This window comes from Arenimonas sp. SCN 70-307, from assembly GCF_001724815.1.
In the GTDB taxonomy this organism is placed as follows: Bacteria; Pseudomonadota; Gammaproteobacteria; order Xanthomonadales; family Xanthomonadaceae; genus Arenimonas.
The window spans coordinates 1-18,076 of sequence record NZ_MEDO01000010.1 but is presented as its reverse complement, the minus strand read 5'-3'; the positions used below and the strand labels follow the sequence as shown (position 1 = coordinate 18,076).

Sequence of the window (18,076 nt, the reverse complement as noted above, 5' to 3'; positions counted from 1 at the left end):
GGTCAGGTTCACTTAAAGAAAGGGGGTCAGGTTCACTTCCTGGCCCCACTCGTCTGCCGTGGCCGGTGCGCCGGGCGCACGCTGGCGAAACGCCGGGTCTTCGATTCGACCATGGCCCGGAAGTCGTCCCGGCCCCAGGCGCGCTGCTGCCGGAGGTAGAGGCGGATCGCGTCGAGCTCTTCGGCGGGAAGTGCTTCGCTGAGGAGCTCGGCGTAAGCCTTGCCGGGCTGCCTTTGTGTTGCGTCGAGCGCGCGCTGCGCCGGATGCGGCGTGAGCAGGGGTTCATCGCGAAGCCCAAGCAGTGCGGCGCAGCTCGACCAGGGGTAGCTGGCCGGGTCGCTGGTGAGCCGGGCGCGCACTGGATTGAGATCGATGTAACGGGCGCAGCGCAGCACGTAGGTTTCGCTGTCCACCAGGCAGGCCTTGTAGCGCCCCTCCCACAGCGTGCCCGTGCGCTCGTGCCGGGCATTGAACCAGGCCACGTAGCGGCGCCCCAGACGCTGCATCAGCGCGCCCACGGCGCCGGCTCGCGGCGGCGTCACCAGCAGGTGGACGTGGTTCTCCATCAGCACGTAGGCGTGCAACTGGCAGTCCGTGTGCTGCAGGGCTTCGCCCAGCGTGGCCAGGTATTCCCATCGGTCGCGGTGGTCGAGGAAGCACGGCAGGCGGTTGTTGCCGCGCTGCACGACGTGCTGGGGGATGCCGGGGAGGTCGATGCGCGGGAGACGGGCCATGGGTCCAGTCCGCCACCGGCGAGGGTGGCGGGCCATCGTCAAATCACCCGCCGGCGACTCGGAATCCTCCGGCGTTGAGGGGGAAGTGAACCTGACCCCCTTTCTTAAAGTGAACCTGACCCCGTTTCTTAGCGGCGGGTGAAGCGGCGGGTGAAGGTTTCCATGGCGGCGAAGGCGGCGGGCACGACGACCAGGCTCAGGGCGGTGGAGGTGATCAGGCCGCCGATGACGGCCACGGCCATGGGCTGGCGGAAGGCGGCGTCGGCGCCGAGGCCCAGCGCGATCGGGGTCATGCCGGCGCTCATCGCGATCGTGGTCATGATCACCGGGCGGGCGCGCTTGCGGCAGGCGTCCACCAGTGCGTCGTGCATGTTCATGCCCTTTTCGTCCTCGGCGATGACGGCGTAGTCCACCAGCAGGATCGAGTTCTTGGTGGCGATGCCGATCAGCATCAGCAGGCCGATCAGCGCCGGCAGCGACAGCATCGTGCCGGTGAGCAGCATCGCGCCGAAGGCGCCGCCGGCCGACAGCGGCACCGCCATCAGGATGATCAGCGGGTGGCTGGCGTGGTTGAACAGGAGCAGCAGCACCGCGTACACGCAGAACAGGCCCGCCGCCATCGCCAGCGCGAAGCCGGTGAAGAGCTCGACGAACACTTCCGAATCGCCCGTGTTGAGCACCTGCACGCCGGGCGGCAGCTGCTGCAGCGAGGGCAGCTGCTCGACCTCGGCCATCACCTCGCCCAGCGGCCGGCCGTTGAGCTCGGCGGTGAAGGTGATGTTGCGCTCGCGCGCGAAGCGGTTGACCACCGAGGGCCCGGCGCCGGTGCGCACTTCGGCCACGGCCGACAGCGGCACGGTGCCGCCGTGGGCGCTGGGCACGCGCAGCAGCGCCAGCAGGTCGGGGTCGGACAGGCCGTCCTCGGCCAGGCGCACGCGGATCGGGATCTGGCGGTCGGCCAGGTTGAGCTTCGACAGCCGCTGGCGGTAGTCGCCGCTGGTGGCGATGCGCGCGGCCTCGGCGATGTCGAGCGTGGACACGCCCAGGTCCGCGGCGCGGCGCGCATCGGGCACGACGATCAGCTCCGGTCGCAGCAGCGAGGCCGTCGAGCTGACCGTGCCCAGGCCCGGCATCGAGCGCAGGTCGCGCTCGAAGGCCTGCGAGGCCTGGTAGAGCCGGTCCGGGTCGCTGCCGGTGAGCACCAGCATCAGCTGCTCGCCCGGCTCGCTGGAGATGAAGCGCTGGCGCACGCCCGGCAGGGCGGTGAGCCGCTCGCGCACTTCGCGCTCGAGCTCCTTCTGCGAGCGGTCGCGATCGCCCTCGGGGCCCCAGTCGAGCACCATCACCGCCTTGCGCACGTCGGCCACGCCGCTCACCGCCGGGTCGCCCAGGTCGAGGATGCCGCCGACGGTGGCGTAGGCCTGCCGCAGCTCCGGGATGTCGGAAATCAGCGCGCGGGCGCGCTCGCTCATGTCCGCCGTCTGTTCGAGCGTGGCGCCCGGCGCGAGCTCGATGCTGAGGTTGCTGCGGCCCAGGTCCGAGCCCGGGATGAAGGTGGACGGGATCAGCGGCACCAGCGCCAGCGAACCGATGAACATCAGCAGCGCGCCCCACAGGGTCATGGCGCGGTGGGCCAGGGCCCACTCGACCAGGCCCAGGTACCAGCGCATCAGCTTCGATTCCTTCTCGACGTGCGGCTTGGGCTTGAGCTGGTAGGCCGCCATCATCGGCGTCAGCAGGCGCGCCACCATCAGCGAGAACATCACCGCGGTGGCCGCGGTCCAGCCGAACTCGAGGAAGAACTTGCCGGCGATGCCCGGCATGAAGGCCACCGGCACGAACACCGCCGCCAGCGTGGCCGAGGTGGCGATCACCGCCAGGCCGATCTCGTCGGCCGCCTCGGTGGCGGCCTGCTTGGGCGGCTTGCCCATGCCCATGTGCCGGTCGATGTTCTCGACCTCGACGATGGCGTCGTCCACCAGGATGCCCACCACCACCGCCAGCGCCAGCAGGGTCACCAGGTTGAGGCTGAAGTCGAACAGCCACATCACGCCGAAGGTGGGGATGATCGACAGCGGCAGCGCCACGGCCGAGATCCAGGTCGCGCGCCAGTCGCGCAGGAAGAACCACACCACCAGCACCGCCAGCAGCGCGCCTTCCCAGAGCATCATCATCGACGAGCGGTACGAGCCCTTGACCTCGTCCACGGCGGTGCTGACCAGGTTGAACTTCACGCCCGGGTGCGCGGCTTCGAGCCGCTTGATCGCGGCTTCGACGCCGGCGCCGACCTCGAGCTCGCTCGAGCCGCGCGTGCGGGTGATGCCGAAGGCCACCACCGGCTGGCCGTCGAGCAGGGCCAGGCCGCGGCGCTCCTCGTGGCCGTCCTTCACCTCGGCCAGGGCCGACAGCGGCACCTGGCTGCCGTCGGGCAGCACGATGGGGAACAGCGCCAGCTCTTCGGCGCGCTGCACCGTGCCCACCGCGCGGATGGCCTGCTCGCCGCCGGCCCAGGTGGCGCGGCCGCCGCTGCGCTCGAGCTGCGAGGCCGCCAGCTGCTGCGAGACCTGGCCGGCCGTCAGACCATAGGCCGCCAGCACGCCCGGGCGCAGGTCCACCTGCACCTCGCGGTTCACGCCGCCGGCGCGCGTCACCTGGCCCACGCCGGGCACGGTGAACATGGCCTTGGTCACTTCATCGTCGACGAACCAGCTCAGTTCGTCCTCGGTCATCGTCGGCGAGGCCACCGCGTAGGTCACCAGGGTGCCGCCCACGATCTCGAGCTTGGCCACCACCGGTTCCTGGATGTCCTGCGGAAGGTCGGTGCGGATGCGGGTGACGGCGTCGCGCACTTCGTCGAGCGCGTCGCCGAGGTCCTTGCTGAGCTTGAACTCCACGAAGGTGGTGGAGTTGCCCTCGACCACGGTCGAGATCAGCTTGTTCACCTCGGGCAGCGTGGCGATCGAGTCCTCGATGCGGCGGGTGACCTCGGTTTCGAGCTGGTTGGGCGTGGCGCCCGGCAGCGCCACGCTGACGGTGACGCCCGGGTAGGCGATGTCGGGGAAACGCGACACGGCCAGCTGCTGGAAACCCACCAGGCCGACGATGCCCAGCAGGATGAACAGCAGGATGGCCGGCAGCGGCCGGTTGATGGACCAGGCGGAGAAGTTGATCGCCATGGCTCAGCCGCCGGCCGGCACGACGCGCACGCGGTCGCCGTCGGCCAGGAAGCCGGCGCCCTCCACCACGACTTTCTCGCCGCCCTCCAGGCCGTCGCGCACCTCCACCACCGCGCCGCTGCGGGCGCCCGGGGTGATGCGGCGGCGGCTGACGAGATCGTCTTCGGCCAGCACGAACACGTAGGCATGGCCGTCGCGCTCGACCACGGCGGCGGCGGGCACGGTGTTGGCCTCGCGCTCGGCCAGCAGCAGCTCGCCGGCGGCGAACATGCCGGCGCGCAGCACGCCCGGCGCCGGCAGGTCGGCGTAGACGGTGCCGGTGCGGCTGCGCGGGTCCAGCGCCGGCGACACGGCGCGCACGCTGCCTTCCACCAACGCGCCGTCCGGGCCACGCAGGCGCACCGGCGTGCCGGCGGCGACGCGCACGAACTGCGATTCGGGCAGCTCGGCGCGCCATTCCAGGCGCTGGTCGCGGATCAGGCGCAGCAGTTCGGTGCCGGCCGCCACCACCTGGCCGGGCTGCACGCTGCGCGCCGAGACGATGCCGTCGTGCGGCGCGCGCAGGGTGGCGAAGTCCATGCGCAGGCGGGCGTTTTCGGCGGCGGCGCGGGCCGTGACCTCGCCGGCGATCAGCTGCTCGGCCTCGCTGGCGGCCACCAGCTTCTCGCGCAGCAGGCGCTCGCCGCGGCGGGCGTTGGCGGCGGCCACCTCGAGGTTGGCTTCGGCCTGGCGCAGCTCCATCGCCAGCGTACGGGTGTCGAGCTGCAGCAGGGGCTGGCCCTGGCGCACCACGTCGCCCACTTCCACCGCGACCGAGGCGACGCGCTGGCCGGAGAGCTCCACGCCCAGCGATACCTCCTCCCAGGCCGCGATGGACCCCGAGGCCGGGATGCGCTCGGGCAGCGACAGTCGCGAAGCTTCCGCGACGCTGACGCTCAGCGCCGGGGCGCCGGGGGCTTCGGGGGTGTCGGTGGAACAGGCCGCGAGCGCGGCGACGAGCAGCAGGGCGGGCAGGGCCCGCGAGGTGGTGCGCAGCATGTGGGGTTTCGCCGTGGGGTGCGAGGCGGCGATTGTCCCAGAAGCGGGGCAGCGCGGCATGTGTCCCTTGGGCTAGGCTTAGCTCGTTATCAGGGGTTTTCACAGGAGCTGCACGTGACCGATACGCAAACGGCGCCCGGCGCCGCCCCGGACCTGGCCAAGCGCATCGGTGCGCTCGACACCGACTCGGCGCTCAGGCAGCTCGAGGGCCGGGCGCCCGCCGAAAAGGCGCGGCTGCTGGCCAGCCTGCCGCCGGCTCGGGCGAACGTGCTGCTGGCGGCGATGTCGGTGGGTGACCGCGCCGCGGTCATCGCCGCGGCGCCGGCCGGCACCGACTGGGCCGACGCCCAGCGCTACCCGGAGGGCTCGGTGGGCCGCCTGCTCGAGGACCCGCCGGCGGTCTTCGTTTCCGGCACGACGGTGTCGGAGGCGATCGAGGCGCTGCGCGAGGTGGTCAAGCAGCGCCTGGTCACCTACCTGTGGGTGGTCGATGGCGCGCAGAAGCTGCTGGGCGTGGTGGCCTTCCGCGACCTGCTCTACGCCGATCGCACCCGCGCGCTCGACGAAGTGATGATCCGCAGCCCGTTCTGCCTGCGCCCGCGCATGCCGCTGGTAGACGCGATGCGCGAGGTGGTGACGCGCCACTACCCGGTCTACCCGGTGTGCGAGGACGACGGCCACCTGGTGGGCCAGGTGCGCGGCCAGGTGCTGTTCGAGCAGCAGGCCTTCGAGATCTCGGCGCAGGCCGGCGCCATGGTCGGCGTCGAGAAGGAAGAACGCCTGGCCACGCCGCTGTGGCGCGCCTTCCGCTTCCGCAACCCCTGGCTGCTGGTGAACCTGCTGACGGTGTTCGTGGCGGCGGCGGTGGTCGGCTACTTCGAGGACACCATCAACCGCGTGGTCGTGCTGGCGGTGTTCCTGCCGGTGCTGGGCGGCCAGAGCGGCAACCTCGGCGCGCAGTCGCTGGCGGTGATGCTGCGCGGCATGACGCTGGGCGAGCTCAAGGGCCTGGGCATCGCCAAGATCATCACCAAGGAGGGCGTGCTGGGCCTGGTCAATGGCGTCGTGACCGGCGCACTGGCCGGCGCGGCCATGTATTGGGTGGTGGCCCGCGACGGTGGCGGCGATGCGCTGGCGTTGGGCCTGATCACGCTGGCCGCCATGGCCATCAGCTGCATGATCGCGGGCCTGGCCGGCGCCACGATCCCGCTGGCGCTCAAGCGCATGGGCGCCGACCCGGCGACGGCCTCGAGCATCTTCCTGACCACGCTCACCGACGTGGTTTCCATGGGTGCGTTCCTTGGCCTGGTGACCTGGCTGGTGCTCTGAGCCGCGGCATGTTGCACTGCAACGTGCAACGCCCCCCGCCGCCGGGCCACGATGCCCGTGCTTCCGACGTGGGGGAGGGAGCTGAAAGCCCGCAGCTGCATCGCGCTGCGGGCTTTCTTTTTTCCAGCCGCCCGCGCGCTCAGTAGTGGTAGCGAACCGCGGCAATCATCAGCACCTTGCCTTCGACCTTGTAGACCAGGCGGTGCTCGTCGTTGATGCGGCGCGACCAGTAGCCGGCCAGGGCATGGCGCAGCGGCTCGGGCTTGCCGATGCCCGCGAAAGGATCGCGCTCGATGGCCTTGATCAGCTCGTTCACCCGCCTCAGCAGCTGGCGGTCGGCCTGCTGCCAATGCAGGTAGTCCTGCCAGGCGTTGTCCGAGAACTGCTTGATCACTCCGACAGCGGCCGGACCTTGCCGCGGCCGGCTTCGAGCTGGGCCACCGATTCGAGCAGGCGCCGCGCGTTCTTCGGGCTGCGCAGCAGGTAGGCGGTTTCTTCCATCGCCTTGTAGTCCTCCAGCGACACCATCACCACCGACTGCTGGTTGCCGCGGGTGATGATGACCGGCTCGTGGTCGTTCACCACGCGGTCCATGGTGGACGCGAGGGCGGCGCGGGCGGCGGTGTAGGTCAGGGTGTCCATGGCGACTCCATATGTACAGAATACTGTACGTATTGCTCCGCCGCCGGTCAATCAGGGAACCACGGCGGCGGGCGTGCGATTTACCATCGCCCGATGGATTCGCTTGAGCAGGCCGCGCAGGCCCATGTCGACAATGCCCTGGGGCGGCTGGCGGAGCGGGCGCCGGGGGCGCTGGACGTGCCGGCGCGGCGTGCGGCGCTGGCGCGGCTGGCGATGGCCAGCGATTTCGCCATCGACACCCTGGCGCGACAGCCGGAATTGCTGGCGCGGCTCGACGGCCCGGCCGAGCCGCCGCCGGCGCTGGCGCCCGAAAGCCCGGTCGACTGGCCGGCGCAGCTGCGCCGCTGGCGTACGCGCGAATCCACGCGCCTGGTCTGGCGCGACCTGCATGGCCAAGACGACGTGGACGCCACGCTCGCCGGCGCCAGCCGCATCGCCGACCAGGCCCTGCAGTCGGGCGTCGACGCCCTGTCGGGCGTGCTGCGCCAGGCCCACGGCACCGTGCGCAACGCCGCCGGCGAGCCGCAGCAACTGGTGGTGTTCGGCCTGGGCAAGCTCGGCGGCGGCGAGCTGAACTTCAGTTCCGACGTCGACCTCGTCTACGCCTTCCCCGAACACGGCCAGTCCGACGGCGCGCGTGCGCTCGACGCCGAGGCCTGGTTCACGCGCCTGGGCCAGCGCCTGGCGCAGCTGCTGGGCGACGTCACCGCCGACGGTTTCTGCCACCGCGTCGACCTGCGCCTGCGCCCCTTCGGCAGCAGCGGCCGGCTGGCCCTGAGCTTCGGCGCGATGGAGCAGTACTACCAGCGCGAGGGCCGCGACTGGGAGCGCTACGCCTGGATCAAGGCCCGCCCCGTGGCCGGCGACATCGCCGCCGGCGAGCGCCTGCTCGAGACGCTGCGGCCCTTCGTCTACCGCCGCTACCTCGACTACAGCGCGCTCGACGGCCTGCGCGAGATGAAGGCGCTGATCGCCGCCGAAGTGCAGCGGCGCGAGCTGGCCGAAGACCTCAAGCTCGGCCCGGGCGGCATCCGCGAGGTGGAGTTCCTGGTGCAGGCCCTGCAGCTGATCCGCGCCGGGCGCGAGCCGGAACTGCGCGGCCGCTCGCTGCTGCCCGTGCTGTCGGGGCTGGCGGACGCCGGCCATGTCACGGCCGCCACCGCCGAACGCCTGGCCGCGGCCTACCGCCACCTGCGCCGGCTCGAGAACCGCGTGCAGATGCTGGCCGACCAGCAGGTGCACGCGCTGCCCGACGACCCGGTGGCGCGCCACCGCATCGCCCGCGGCCTCGGCTACCCGGGCGAACGCGAAATGTTCACCGAGCTCGATGCCCACCGCAGCGTCGTGGCCGAAGAATTCGCCGGCCTGCTCGAAGCGCGCCGCCGCCGCAAGGCGCCCGCGAACGCGCTGGTGCAGTACTGGCGCGCGCTGCCCGACGGCGGCGAGGCCGGCGTGCTGGCCGATGCCGGCTTCACCGACGCCGAAGGCCTGGACGCGCAGCTGCGCGACTTCGCCCGCACGCCGGCGGTGCGCTCGCTGTCGGCGCGCGGCCGCCAGCGCCTGGACAACGTGTTGCCCGAGCTGATGGCCGCCGCCGCGCGCTCGCAGGCGCCCGACGCGGCGCTGCCGCGCGGCCTGGCGCTGCTGCAGGCCGTGGCCCGGCGCACCAGCTACCTGGCCCTGCTCGACGAACAGCCCGCCGCGCTCGCGCGCCTGGTGGACGTGACCGCGCGCAGCGCGCTGCTGTCCGAGCGCCTGGCCGCACACCCGCTGCTGCTCGACGAACTGCTCGACACCCGCGCCGCCGGCCCGGTGCCCGACGAGCAAGAGATCAACGATCTCGTGGACGAGGCCACCGCGCGCCTGCCCGAAGACGACGTCGAGGCGGGCCTGAACGCGCTCAACGAACTGCGCCAGGCCATCGGCTTCCGCCTGGCGCTGGCCACGATGGGCCTGCGCCTGCCGCCGGTGCAGGCGGCCTCGCGCCTGGCGACGCTGGCCGAAGGTTTGCTGGGCGTGCTGCTGCAGCTGGCCGAGCGCGACCTGGCGCGCCAGCACGGCCGCATCCCCGGCGCGGGCCTGGCGGTGCTGGGCTACGGCAGCCTGGGCGGGCGCGAGCTGGGCTTCGGCTCCGACCTCGACCTGGTGTTCCTGCACGACGCCCCCGCCGATGCCGTCTCCGACGGGGCGCGCCCGCTCGATGCCAACCGCTGGTTCGGGCGGCTGGCGCAGCGCCTGGTCAGCCTGCTGGGCACGGTCACCAGCGCCGGCAAGCTTTACGAAGTGGACGTACGCCTGCGCCCCGACGGCGCCAAGGGCATGCTGGTGTCGAGCGTGGAAAGTTTTGCCGACTACCAGCGCCAGCGCGCCTGGACCTGGGAGCGGCAGGCGCTGGTGCGCGCGCGGCCGATCGCTGGCGCGGCGCCGGTGCGCGCGGCTTTCGAGCGCATCCGCGACGAAACCCTGCGCGCGCCGCGCGAACCCGAGGCGCTGCGCGAGGACGTGCGGGCGATGCGCCGGCGCATGCGCACCGAGCTCGACCGCAGCGGCCCGGGTCGCTTCGACCTCAAGCAGGGCGAGGGCGGGCTGGTGGACCTGGAATTCCTGGTGCAGGCGCTGGTGCTGCAGCACGCGGCGGCGCACCCGGCGCTGTGCACGCCGCGCGACACGCCGGCGCTGCTTCGCGCGCTCGACCACGCCGGCGTGCTGCCGCCCGGCCACCTGCAGCCCCTGCTCGAGGCCCACGCGCTGATGCTCGACCTCGGCCTGGACTGCACCCTCGACCAGCGCCCCCGCATCGTGCCCCCCGACGACGCCCTCGACGCCGCCCGCGCCGCGGTCCGTGCTGCGTGCGTCGCTTGTGGGGTCTCGTTTTTGAACGCGGATCAGATCGGATGAAGAACGGATAAGAGCGAATAGAGCCAAATCAAAATGGGGTCAGAGCACATTTGTGTTTGAAACGGGCAGTTCAAGCGCAAATGTGCTCCGACCCCATTTTCTTCCTTGCTCTTATCCGTTTTTCATCCGATCTGATCCGCGTTGAATCGCGAACTCACCCCAGGCGCTCGCGAACGAGCGCGGCGATGCGCGGCGTTTCGCGCAGGGGTTCGGCGGGGGCGTCTTCGGGGAGTTTGCCGAGCGGGCGGATGCGGCCGCGGGCGAGCAGGGTGTCGAGGTAGCGGCGCACGCGGCCGCTCGCGCGTTCCGGTTCGGGCACGTACACCGGCGCCGTGGTGGCGCAGGCTTCCGAGAGCATGTTCACCGAGTCGGGCGACACCACCAGGCGGTCGGCCCAGCCCAGCGCGCCGGCGTAGGGATTGTCGCCGTCTTCGCTGCCGAACCAGCGGCTGCCCGGCGTGTCGGCCCAGTAGCGGCGCGCCAGCGTGGCCAGGCTGGCCGGCGTGCGGCGCGAGCCGATCACCACCAGGCTGCCGCCCTCCATCGCCAGCCAGTGCTCGAGCTTGGCGGCCAGCACCTCGAAGGCGCCGCGGTCGAAGCGCACCGCCGGCGTCGGCCCGCCCAGCAGCAGCACCGTGCGCGGGCCCGGCAGTTCGCCCAGCGCGCGGAAGGTCGCGCGGCCCTGCGCGAGCCAGGCGTCATCCACCGGATTGAGGCTGCCGGTGAGCGTGATCACGTTGGGCCCGCGCAGGCCGTCGTGTTCGGGCGCCACCACGAGGTCCCAGTGCCGCGTGTCGATGCGCGGGTGCAGCACCTGCACCACCCGGCTGCCGCGCTCGCGCAGCAGGCGCGTGGCCAGCGCCGCGCGACGACCCGCGCCGAGCGCCCAAGCGGGCGGCTGCGCCAGCGACGCGGCGAAGGCCTCGCCGAACGCGCGTTCGGCGCCCGCCAGCCGCCGCGGCGCCAGCCACGACCACGGCGCTTGTGCGTGCAGTTCGATCTCGCGCGGCGCAGGCGCCAGCGCTTCGGCCAGCGCCAGCACCTGGCGGCGATGGCCGGCGGCGCCGTCGTGCAGCGCCCAGGGCGGGTTGGGGAAGTCGGGCATGGCCAAAGCCTAGCCCGGAAAGCGGCGCCGCCGCGAGGCCGCGGCGGCGCCGGGCGGCTCAGTCGCCGGTGACGCGGGTGCCGACGTTGATCGAGGCCGCGTCCACCATGCGCGCGTTGCCGCGGATGGTCATGCGCAGGGTGATGGGCTTGCGGAAGAACTGCCTGGCCTGGGCCGCCGTCAGGCCGTAGGCATCGACCAGGGCGCGCCGGCTGACCATGCCGCCGATGCAGGCGCGGGTCTGCGTGTACTGCTTGACGAAGTTGTCGCCCGGCTCGAGGTAGCCGGAGTCGACGAGGTTGCCGATGCCGATCTCGATGGCGCCGTTGTACGGGTCGCCGGTGTTCGGGTCGTTCAGGCCCTGCAGCACCTCGCTCTCGATGCGGTAGCTGGCCAGCAGCTGGAAGCGGTACTGCTGCCGCGCGCCGGTGTTGTTGGCGTACACCACGGACGTCACCGGCGTCTGGCTGTGGCACAGCAGCGACTCGGCGCTCTTGCCCGGCAGCGTGATCGCGGCCACGTCGGGCACCACGAAAGTGGTGAAGCCCGGCGCAGGGTTGAGCTGCACGCAGTTCGGGTCGGCCGGCTCGCCCGGAGGCGGGGTGCAGTCGGTGGACAGGAAGGCGAAGCCCGACATCAGGCCCAGCCACTTCACGCCGCGGCCGAAGCTGTCGGCGTCGCCGACTTCCTCGACCGTGGGCGCCGCCGCCGTGGAGACGCCGCCGCGGGCCGCGGCCAGCTGGGCCTGGCGGGCCTTGGCCAGGCTCTCGGCCGCGGGCGGGGACTGGAACTCGTCGGCCAGGGCGCTGCCCGCGGCCAGGCTGGCCGCGAAGGCCAGGAACAGGGTGGATCGGAACATGTGGATCTTCTCCAATCGGATGGCCGCCCCCGGAGCCGGGTGGCGGGAGCGCGCGGCCGGGGGGCCGGGGCTCAAACACCCTCACGCAGCACGAACCCCCGGTCGGGCCACGGCAGCGAACCGGCGCAACGATACGTTCCGTACCTTCGCATTGGTTGCACGTTTGGGACGACTAAACTGCCGGTTCGTCCACCGGAGACACCACCCATGAAGTCCCTGCCCCTGCTGCTCGCCGGCCTGCTGGCCGTCGCCACCGCCCCGGCCTTCGCTGCCGAGAAGTACAACATCGACCCGACCCACACCCAGGTCGAGTTCACCTACAGCCACTTCGGCTTCTCCAACATCACCGGCCGCTTCGACACCGTCGAGTCCGAGTTCAACTACGACGTGGCCGACCCGACCAAGAGCACCGTCAGCGTCACCATCCCGGTCAGCAGCATCTCCACCGGCGTGGCCAAGCTCGACGAGCACCTGCTGGGCGCCGACTTCTTCGACGCCGCGCAGTTCCCCACCGCCACCTTCACCAGCACCGGCGTCACCGTGGCCGGCGAGGGCAAGCTGGCCGTGGCCGGCAACCTCACCATCCACGGCGTGACCAAGCCAGTGGTGATGGACGTGACCATCAACAAGGTCGGCGAGCACCCGATGACCAAGAAGCCGGCCGTCGGCTTCGACGCCAGCTTCGACATCAAGCGCAGCGAGTTCGGCGTCGGCGGCTACGCCCCGGCCGTGAGCGACGAAGTGCGCATCGAGATCACCGTCGAGGCCCAGAAGGCCGGCTGATCCCCGCGAAAACCTGGCGTTCCCCGGGGGCGGAGGTGGTTTCCAAAGGAAACCACCTCCGACCCCTTTTCTTTACCCTTGCTTGCGCCGTAGGCAAATATACTTGCCATAGATTGATTTAAGTGCAACTATATTTTTCATGCCGCGCCTCACCCCACCCACGCACCCCCGCCACGCCCGCCAGCTCGCAGCACTGGGGGAGCGCCTGCGTGCAGCCCGCCTTCGCCGCAAGCTGACCCAAGCCATGGTGGCCGAGCGGGTGGGCGTAACGCTGCCTACCATCCGCAAGCTTGAATCCGGCGACCCCAGCAGCAGCCTGGCTACGGTTATCCGCGTGCTGCAGGTGCTGGGCCTGGCCCAGGACATCGACGCGCTCGCCGCCGGCGATGAGCTGGGCCGCGCGCTGCAGGACAGCGAGCTCAAGCGCCCACGGCGGCGGAGCAAGTCGCCTGGGGGCGAGGACCGGTCGTGAACAGCGTGGAGGTCGTGCTCGAAGACGCCCGCCTGGCGAACGGCCGCGCGTTGGTGGGGCGCCTGTATCGGGACGCATCGCGTCGCGGCGACATCCTCCGGTTTGAATATGACCTTGCGTGGCTCGAGCACCGGAACGCCTTCGAGATCGACCCCTCGCTGCCACTGCGCGAGGGTCCGTTCCATGCCGCTGATCCCGCCCAGCCACCCAGCGTGCTTCAGGACTGCTCACCCGACCGCTGGGGCCGGCTGCTGATGGACCGCCGCGAGGCGATGGACGCCCGCGAGCAGGCGCGACCCCGCCGCAACCTGCGTGCCTGGGACTACCTGCTCGGCGTGGATGACGGCACCCGGATGGGCGCCCTGCGGCTTCGCGACCCCGGCACCGGCCAGTGCCTGGCCTGCGCCCAGCCAAGTGCGCCTCCCTCGACGTCCTTGCGTGAACTCGAAGCCGCGGCGCGACTGGTGGAGCAGGGCGCAGGCGAAAAGGTCGACAAACAGGTGCGCCAGCTGCTCGTGCCCGGCGGCTCGCTGGGCGGTGCGCGCCCCAAGGCCAGTTTCGTCGACGAGCAGGGCGAGTTGTGGCTGGCCAAGTTTCCCTCCACGGAAGACCGCCACGACGTAGGGCTGTGGGAGTACGTCGCGTGGAAGCTCGCCACCGATGCCGGCATCCAGATGCCGGAAGCGAAGCTGCTCGAGCTCTCGGCGCGCGGGCATACTTTCGCAGTCAAACGTTTTGATCGCGTGCCGGCCGGTCGGCGCATGTTCGCCTCTGCCAAAACGCTGCTGGACATGGAAAGCGAAGGCGCGAGTTACCTGGACATCGCGTCGGTGGTCGAGAACCAGGGGGCCAGCGGTGCCGTGGCGGACGGACTGGAGCAGCTGTTCCGGCGTGCCGTATTCAATGTCGTCGTGGGCAATCGCGACGACCACCTGCGCAACCATGGCTTCCTGCGCGAGCCGACTGGTTGGGTGCTCTCGCCGGCCTTCGACGTCAATCCCAACCCGGACAAGGACGTGCACGTCCTCGCGCTCGACGACGCCGACCCGACGCCGGACACGCGGGTTCTGATCGCGCAGCATGCGTTTTTCCGATTGTCGGTGGAGCGGGCTGAGCGCCTGGTCGAGGAGATCCGCCAGGCCGTCGCGCCGTGGGAGCGCGTCGCGCGGGGATTGGGCGCCAGCGGTGCCGAGTTGTCGTTGATGGGGGCGGTGATCAGCATCGCGCGTTGAAGTGCTTCACGCGCTTCGGCGCTCCCTCTTTCCTCGTTCCGGCTGTCGTGGTTGAACGGGCCTGGGCGCGAAATTTTCTCACAGCGTCTACTATTGCTGTCATGGCTGAGCCATGACATTGCAGCCGTAGGCTCTGGAGGCGAATTGAGTTAGTGATTCTTTCCCCGATTTCCCGTGTCAGCGAAATTGACACGGGGGGGGCGGAGCATGCCCCAATCCCTGCAACCGCCCGCATCGTGCCAGGCAATCCGGCACGCGTGGGCCCGCAGGGAATCCAGGGGAATTCGCATGCGTTCTTGTTGTTGCTTTGGTGGTGCCCGTGGCGCGCTGGCCGCCGCGATCTTGGCGCTGGCCTGCCTGCCCGGGCTGGCCTCGGCCCAGTTGGGCTACAACGAAGAAGATGCCAAGCGCATCAAGTCGGCCGAGGTCCTGGGTGCCCTGGGCGATGATCTGTTCGGCGAGCAGGTGAACTTCTACACGGGCGCCACCAGCTTCCGGCATACCGACCTCTCGATTCCCGGCAACCACGGCCTGGCGGTGCAGATCGCCCGCTCGTTTTCGCCCGAGGACCCCGAGACCGCCCACAACCCCGTGGGCAAGGCTTTCGGCGACTGGGAGCTGGAGCTGCCCTACATCGGCGGCGTGTTCCTGCAGAACGTGGGCTGGGCGGTGGATACGGCGACGCCCCAGAACCGCTGCAGCTCGCCGACCACGGTGATCAACCTGGCGCCCAAAGGCTACAACGGGTTCACCGCTGGCATGTACTGGCAGGGCTACGACGTGGTGATCCCGGGCCAGGGCGCGAACTCGTTGCTGCTCAAGTTTGCCAACGACCCGAACACGCCGACCACTGGCGGGCCGTGGCGCTGGACGACGCGTGACCGGGTGCAGATCAGCTGCCTGCCGAGCCTGCAGATCAACGGCGGCACGGGCGCGGGCTATACCGGCGAGGGCTTCCTGGCGGTGACGCCGGACGGCACGAAATACTGGTTCGACCAGATGGTGGTGAGCCAGGCGGAGGAAATCGAGCGCCGGACAACCCCTAATCCGATTACTGGCCAGAGCCAGGTGATTAAAGAGCAGCGCAAGGAAATCCGCCTCTACGCCAGCCGCATCGAAGACGCCCACGGCAACTGGGTCACCTTTACCCGCACCGCCGGGCGCCTGACCAACATCGCATCCAGCGACGGCCGCAACCTGTGGCTGGGCTACAACGCCGCGGGGCGGATTACCTCGGTCACTGATGGCGTTCGCTCAGTGTTCTACACCTATTTGGGCGGTGGCCAGCTGGGCACGGTGACCTACCCGGACAACTCGAAGTGGACCTTCGCGCTGGCCACGGTGGCGCCGCAGCACTACTCGACCGAGCCGCTAGATCCGTACTACGGCAACTGGGACCCGAACTCGCCCGAGTGCGGCTGGAAGCGGCGACTCGCCAACGACGAGCGGGTGGGCACCATCACCCACCCCTCGGGCGCCACCGGCACCTTTACCTTCCGCTACCAGCGCCACATCCGCGCCAGCGTCCCGAACAGCCACTGCAGCTACGACATGCTGCTCACGCCCACCGGCATGCCTTCGTCCATGGGCAACCCGATCGAGGAAGACTGGAAGTTCCAGAGCTGGACGCCGCGCACCTTCGACGTGATCGCACTCAAGCGCAAGCAGATCAGCGGCCCCGGCCTGGCACCCATGCAGTGGGACTACGCCTACGGCGCGCCGCCGGTGGCGCAGATGGACTATGGCCCGCATACCCGCCACGTCACGGTCAGCAAGCCCGACGGCAGCCAGCTGCGCCTGACCTTCGGCAACCGCTACATGATCAACGACGGCCAGTTGCAGCAGGAGGAAGTGATCGAAGGTGGCCAGGTCCTGCAGACCAAGACGCTGAGCTACGTCACCAGCCTGGCCGGCCAGCCGTTCCCGGACGAAGTGGGCATCGACTCGCGCTGGAGCGGCGACAACCTGACCAGCTCGCGCAACCGGCCGCTTGTGCAAACCGCCACCGTTCGGCAGGGCGTGACGTTCACTTCGCTGGTGGAGCAGTTCGATGCCCGGGTGCGGCCGGTCCAGCACCGGCGATTCAGCTCGCTGGGCTACTCGCGCCGGGACGTGACGACTTACCACGACCACCTGGGCAAGTGGATCCTGGGACAGGTGGCCCAGACCTGGAATGAAGAGTCGGGCCAGATCCTCTCGCGCACCGAGTTCGACCCCGTTACGGCTGCCCCGCTGCGCTTTTACGGCCCCGGCAAGGCCAGCAGCCCCACGGCCACGCCCGCCACCGCGCCGCAGCTGCTGCAGACGGTCACCTACCGGGCCGACGGCACCGTGGCCACGCTCAAGGACGCGCTGGACAATACGACCCAGCTCAACGACTGGTTCCGGGGCATTCCGCGCGGCATCGTCTTTGCCGACGGCACGACCCGGGCCGCCACGCTCGACAGCATCGGCCGGGTCACCTCGACCACCAACGAGCTGGGCGACGCGACGACGTACGCCTACGATGCCGGCGGCCGCCTGGCGCAAATCACCTGGCCCACCGGCGACGTGGTGGCCTGGGCACCGACCCAGATCAGCTACGCGCAGGTGGCCACCACCGAGTATGGCCTGGGCCCCGGCCACTGGCGCCGCACCGAGAGCCGCGGCAACTACCGCAAGTTCACTTACTACGACGCGCTCTGGCGCCCGGTGGTGGAGCAAGAGCACGACACCGCCAACATCGCCGGCACCCAGCGATTCAGCCGCAAGGCCTATGACGTGGCCGGCCGGGTGAGCTTCGAAGCCTACCCAGGCACGACGGCCACGCTGACCACGGGCGTGCGCAGTTTTTACGATGCGCTCGGCCGCCCCACGCGCACCGAGCAGGACTCCGAGCTGGGCGCCTTGGTGACCCAGTACGCCTACCTGCCGGACTTCGTCACCCGTGTAACCAACCCGCGTGGCTACGCCACCGAGACCCGCTTCCAGGCCTTCGAGGCGCCGGCCACCGACAGCCCGGTGAAGATCATCGCCGCCCTGGGCCGGCCCGAGCAGCAGACCACCGACATCGTCAAGAACGTGCTGGGCCAAACCCTGTCGCTGACCCGTTCGGGCAGCTACGGCGGGACGCCGATGGCACTGACTCGCCACTACGTCTATGACGACCGGATGCGACTGTGCAAGCGGGTGGAGCCAGAGACGGGCGCGGCGCTGTTTGAGTACGACGCCGGCGGCAACGTGGCATGGACGGCGGAAGGACAGGCCCTGACTTCGACGAGCGCGTGCAGCAACGCTTCGGTGCCGAGCAGCGAGCGCGTGACGCGCAGCTACGATGCCCGAAACCGCCTGGTGCTGGTGGATTACCCGGACGCCACGCCGGACGTGGCCACCACCTACACCGCCGACGGCAAGGTCGCCACCCTCAGCCGGGCACCGACCCTGCTGAGCTACACCTACAACAAGCGCGGTCTGCTCAGCAGCGAGCGTCTGCAGTTTGGCGCCATCAACTGGCTAAGCAGCCACAGCTACACCACGCTGGGCCACCTGGGCGCCACCACCTATCCCAGCGGGCACCAGGTGGCCTACGCCCCCAACGCCCTGGGCCAGGCCACCCAGGCCGGCACCTACGCCACCGGGGCCACGTACCACCCCAACGGCGCCCTGGCCGAGTTCACCTACGGCAACGGCATCGTGCACACCATGAGCCGCAACCTGCGCCAGCTGCCCGAGCGCAGCCGCAGCGCGCTGGGCGCCAACGTGGTGCTGGACGACAGCTACGACTACGACGCCAACGGCAACGTGGCGGCCATCTCCGACGGCCTGGCCG

Annotated in this window: 13 protein-coding genes; 6 read left to right on the top strand and 7 right to left on the bottom strand. The window is 70.5% G+C overall.

Features of this window, described 5'->3' with window-relative positions; translation table 11 throughout:
• Window positions 1-32 precede the first annotated feature (32 nt).
• The 3 genes from ABS41_RS05040 to ABS41_RS05030 form a co-directional block, all read right to left on the bottom strand.
• The gene (locus tag ABS41_RS05040) at window positions 33-734 is read right to left on the bottom strand and encodes a transposase (protein ID WP_290591528.1); all 702 of its coding nucleotides are present in this window, start codon (window positions 732-734) and stop codon (window positions 33-35) included.
• Window positions 735-862: 128 nt separating this feature from the next.
• Window positions 863-3,910 carry an efflux RND transporter permease subunit gene (locus ABS41_RS05035; protein ID WP_290591526.1) on the bottom strand — a complete coding sequence of 1,016 codons (3,048 nt, stop codon included), beginning with the start codon at window positions 3,908-3,910 and terminating at the stop codon, window positions 863-865.
• 3 nt (window positions 3,911-3,913) lie between these two features.
• Complete coding sequence (locus ABS41_RS05030; protein ID WP_290591524.1) at window positions 3,914-4,948, bottom strand: efflux RND transporter periplasmic adaptor subunit; 1,035 nt, start codon at window positions 4,946-4,948, stop codon at window positions 3,914-3,916.
• Between the two features lie 114 nt (window positions 4,949-5,062).
• Between ABS41_RS05030 and ABS41_RS05025 the strand changes: the two genes are divergently transcribed.
• Window positions 5,063-6,277 (top strand): magnesium transporter, encoded by a 1,215-nt coding sequence (locus ABS41_RS05025; protein WP_290591522.1) that lies wholly within the window; start codon window positions 5,063-5,065, stop codon window positions 6,275-6,277.
• 139 nt (window positions 6,278-6,416) lie between these two features.
• Here the strand turns inward: ABS41_RS05025 and ABS41_RS05020 are convergent, their stop codons facing one another.
• Entirely contained in the window at window positions 6,417-6,671 is a 255-nt protein-coding gene (locus tag ABS41_RS05020) for a Txe/YoeB family addiction module toxin (RefSeq protein WP_290591520.1), read from the bottom strand.
• Window positions 6,668-6,919 (bottom strand): type II toxin-antitoxin system prevent-host-death family antitoxin, encoded by a 252-nt coding sequence (locus ABS41_RS05015; protein ID WP_290591518.1) that lies wholly within the window; start codon window positions 6,917-6,919, stop codon window positions 6,668-6,670. The genes ABS41_RS05020 and ABS41_RS05015 overlap by 4 nt, the downstream gene beginning before the upstream one ends.
• 93 nt (window positions 6,920-7,012) lie before the next feature.
• On the opposite strand from ABS41_RS05015, the gene glnE reads away from it, so the two are divergent.
• Window positions 7,013-9,817, top strand: a complete 2,805-nt coding sequence (gene glnE, locus ABS41_RS05010; RefSeq protein WP_290591516.1) for a bifunctional [glutamate--ammonia ligase]-adenylyl-L-tyrosine phosphorylase/[glutamate--ammonia-ligase] adenylyltransferase — start codon at window positions 7,013-7,015, stop codon at window positions 9,815-9,817.
• A 154-nt stretch (window positions 9,818-9,971) separates the two neighbouring features.
• Here the strand turns inward: glnE and ABS41_RS05005 are convergent, their stop codons facing one another.
• Together ABS41_RS05005 and ABS41_RS05000 are read right to left on the bottom strand one after the other, a co-directional pair.
• On the bottom strand, window positions 9,972-10,922 hold the full coding sequence (locus tag ABS41_RS05005; protein WP_290591514.1) for a mitochondrial fission ELM1 family protein: 951 nt from the start codon (window positions 10,920-10,922) through the stop codon (window positions 9,972-9,974).
• A 58-nt stretch (window positions 10,923-10,980) separates the two neighbouring features.
• On the bottom strand, window positions 10,981-11,781 hold the full coding sequence (locus ABS41_RS05000) for a hypothetical protein (RefSeq protein WP_290591512.1): 801 nt from the start codon (window positions 11,779-11,781) through the stop codon (window positions 10,981-10,983).
• Window positions 11,782-11,988: 207 nt separating this feature from the next.
• Here ABS41_RS05000 and ABS41_RS04995 point away from each other — a divergent pair, with 207 nt between their 5' ends.
• The 4 genes from ABS41_RS04995 to ABS41_RS04980 all read left to right on the top strand — a co-directional run.
• Window positions 11,989-12,564: a YceI family protein gene (locus ABS41_RS04995; RefSeq protein WP_290591510.1), complete on the top strand. Its 576-nt coding sequence runs from the start codon at window positions 11,989-11,991 to the stop codon at window positions 12,562-12,564.
• A 139-nt stretch (window positions 12,565-12,703) separates the two neighbouring features.
• Entirely contained in the window at window positions 12,704-13,036 is a 333-nt protein-coding gene (locus ABS41_RS04990; protein WP_290591508.1) for a helix-turn-helix domain-containing protein, read from the top strand.
• Window positions 13,033-14,268: a type II toxin-antitoxin system HipA family toxin gene (locus ABS41_RS04985; protein ID WP_290591506.1), complete on the top strand. Its 1,236-nt coding sequence runs from the start codon at window positions 13,033-13,035 to the stop codon at window positions 14,266-14,268. Before ABS41_RS04990 ends, ABS41_RS04985 begins: the two co-directional genes overlap by 4 nt.
• Window positions 14,269-14,556: 288 nt before the next feature.
• Window positions 14,557-18,076 (top strand): RHS repeat protein (locus ABS41_RS04980; protein ID WP_290591503.1); only part of this gene is annotated, 3,520 nt, incomplete at its 3' end.

What these genes read in the sequence shown, in the direction of transcription:
- ABS41_RS05040 (WP_290591528.1), bottom strand. Translation starts at nt 734, where the DNA reads ATGGCCCGTCTCCCGCGCATCGACCTCCCCGGCATCCCCCAGCACGTC.
- ABS41_RS05035 (WP_290591526.1), bottom strand. Translation starts at nt 3,910, where the DNA reads ATGGCGATCAACTTCTCCGCCTGGTCCATCAACCGGCCGCTGCCGGCC.
- ABS41_RS05030 (WP_290591524.1), bottom strand. Translation starts at nt 4,948, where the DNA reads ATGCTGCGCACCACCTCGCGGGCCCTGCCCGCCCTGCTGCTCGTCGCC.
- ABS41_RS05015 (WP_290591518.1), bottom strand. Translation starts at nt 6,919, where the DNA reads ATGGACACCCTGACCTACACCGCCGCCCGCGCCGCCCTCGCGTCCACC.
- glnE (WP_290591516.1), top strand. Translation starts at nt 7,013, where the DNA reads ATGGATTCGCTTGAGCAGGCCGCGCAGGCCCATGTCGACAATGCCCTG.
- ABS41_RS05005 (WP_290591514.1), bottom strand. Translation starts at nt 10,922, where the DNA reads ATGCCCGACTTCCCCAACCCGCCCTGGGCGCTGCACGACGGCGCCGCC.
- ABS41_RS05000 (WP_290591512.1), bottom strand. Translation starts at nt 11,781, where the DNA reads ATGTTCCGATCCACCCTGTTCCTGGCCTTCGCGGCCAGCCTGGCCGCG.
- ABS41_RS04995 (WP_290591510.1), top strand. Translation starts at nt 11,989, where the DNA reads ATGAAGTCCCTGCCCCTGCTGCTCGCCGGCCTGCTGGCCGTCGCCACC.
- ABS41_RS04990 (WP_290591508.1), top strand. Translation starts at nt 12,704, where the DNA reads ATGCCGCGCCTCACCCCACCCACGCACCCCCGCCACGCCCGCCAGCTC.